Source organism: Streptococcus sp. GMD4S (assembly GCF_000296955.1).
The window spans coordinates 1-2688 of the sequence record NZ_AJRE01000136.1 but is presented as its reverse complement, the minus strand read 5'-3'; the positions used below and the strand labels follow the sequence as shown (position 1 = coordinate 2688).

Below are 2688 nucleotides of genomic sequence, written 5' to 3'. Positions count from 1 at the left end.
TTGCGTTTGGTTTTGAAAAGCGAAGGTAGTTATTAGCCGCGTCTCCACTACCTGTAAGAGTAATGAGAGAAAGTTGGTGGTAACCATTTAGTGTCCAGCCTTCATTGCCTGCAACTGCAAACGGAGAATGCCCACTATCTTTTATCTTTTTAACAATCTCTTGAAACTCTTTAAAAGTCTTCGGTTCCTCAAGTCCTAATTCTTTAAACTTTGTTTTATTGTAATAAATTCCATAAAGGTTAGCCGTTAAAGGCACACTATAAACCTTGTTATTGATTGCATACTTTTCGGCATAGTCATTCTTGATGTTCTCAAGATAGGATTTTCCTGTCATATCTGCAAAATAACCTGCTTTTGCCCACTCCTGAAAATCCATATTTTGAGGATAGATATTAATAATATCTGGAACATCTCCTGATAAAATCCGAGTCTTCAGAACAATTCCAGCTGCGGGTACTGTAGTCAGCTTCACATCAATATTAGGGTGTTCCTTTTCAAAATCATCCACTATCCTTTGCAAGGTATCTGCCATCTCGGTCTTCTGGTTAAAAAACTCAATCGTTACCTTACCATCAGCTGGTTGATTGCTCTGACCACAAGCCACTAGACCTAGTAAACTTACCCCAGCTACTAAAAGAAAACCTGCTTTCTTATACCATTTCATTGGAATGCCTCCTTAATAAATTTATACGCTTTTAGTATAGTCTTTTGAATTTATACTGTCTACTCAAAAAATCTCCTGGCGATAAGGTAACAGTTAAACCTGCATACATGAGCTCTGCACCCGAGTAAACAATGTTTGTCCCTTCCAGCTCATAAAGCCCTTCCACCTCTAAGTCTTTCAGTTTCAAGGTGGTTTCCATTGTTTCCACAACTGATAGGACTCGGACGTAGGTTACAATCGTTTGATTTCCATAGTTAAATTGTACAGCTACTTCATTGGATGCAGCATCGGGATTAATTAACCTATACTGATTTCCCAACTGGACTACTGGTCGCAATTCTTTATACAAGTTCACCTGATTAGCGATCTCAGCTTTCTCCTCATCTGATAAACTTGTCAAATCAAGCTCATAACCCAGATTTCCCATCATGGCTACATGGCCACGTGTTTCTAACGGTGTCTTTCGTCCCATCTGGTGATTCGGTACTGCTGACACATGAGCCCCCATAGAAATGGTTGGATAGAGATAGGATGAACCGTATTGAATTGGTAAACGTGCAATGGCATCTGTATTATCACTAGCCCAGACTTGTGGGAAATAGCGCATCATACCAAGATCATTTCGTCCACCACCACCAGAGCAGGACTCAAAGAGAATATGGCTGTGCTTCTCTGTCAGATAAGAAACGAGTTCATAAAGTCCCAGCATGTACTGATGAGATTGCATCTGTGTCTCTAGATAAGTTAAGCCATTTCCTAGGTTAGTGATATTGCGGTTCATGTCCCATTTGATGTAGTCAATCTCATGATAAGATAGGAGTTCATCTAAGACATTTTTCAAGTATTCTACTACCTGAGGATTGGCAAGATTAAGTACTAATTGATTTCTAGAATAGGTATGCTCATAGCCAGGAACCTGAATGGCCCAGTCAGGATGTTTGCGATACAAATCGCTATCAACAGAAATCATCTCAGGTTCTAACCAAAGGCCAAACTGCAAACCTCTGTCATGGATAGCTGAAATCAAACTTTCTAGGCTTCCACCCAGTTTTTCCTCATTAACAACCCAATCACCTAAAGCACGATTATCATCAAAGCGATTTCCAAACCACCCATCATCTAATACAAAAAGTTCTATTCCAACTTTCTTAGCTTCATCAGCTAATTCTAACAGTTTTTCTCTCTGAAAGTCAAAGTAAGTAGCTTCCCAGTTATTGATAAGAATTGGGCGTTCTTTTTTAGAAAATTTACTTGGCATAATGTGCTTAAGTACAAAATTCTGACTTTCATGACTGATACCGGTTAATCCCTTATCTGAATAGGTCACTAAAGCTACCGGTGTTTCAAAGTTTTCCTCAGGATCTAACTTCCAAGAAAAGTTTTCTGGATTAATGCCAATAGCCACCCGAACTTCATTCAGTTGATTTTTTTGGACAAAAGCTTCGAAGTTTCCACTGTACAGTAGTTGCAAAGCAAACACATTCCCAGCATCCTCTGTGGCTCCTTGATCACATAGTAGAAGAGCTGGTGTTTGAGCATGCCCAGAAGCTCCACGGTTCGAACTAATCGAAAAGATTCCTTGTTCTACCTGTTGACGTCGAACAGTCTTTTCACGAGCATAAGCTCCCTGTAAAGTCACTATTTCGTAAGCTGCAGCAGGAAAATCAGCCATGAGAGAAAAGTCCTTATGAATGACAACTTCCTGATTGCTATTATTCTCCAATTTGCTGTAACTAGCAATTGTCGCATCATTATCAAAAGCAGTATAATACAAAGTCAGACTAAGTTGAGCCTTAGAATCTTCTAAAATCAAGGCAAGAGTCTCTGTATCATCCATGCTGTGTGGAGAAGGTAAACCCTGTGGACCATTCTGACCTTTTAAAATCTTTGCTTCTACAAATCGAAAGTCTGTTACTTCAGTTGCATCATGTTGAACCTGTAAAGTTGGTTTTCTAAAGTCACCCAAACCATGTTGTCCAAAAATCTGACGTTGCGTATCCAAACTAAAGGTTCGATTAGTAGCT

General features: G+C 39.5%; 2 protein-coding genes. Both read right to left on the bottom strand.

What is annotated here, in order from left to right; all coding sequences use genetic code 11:
• Positions 1-664: ABC transporter substrate-binding protein (locus GMD4S_RS07790; protein ID WP_000872427.1), on the bottom strand; the 664-nt coding region annotated here is incomplete at its 3' end.
• 31 nt (positions 665-695) lie between these two features.
• Positions 696-2688: alpha-galactosidase (locus tag GMD4S_RS07785; protein ID WP_000962223.1), on the bottom strand; the 1993-nt coding region annotated here is incomplete at its 5' end.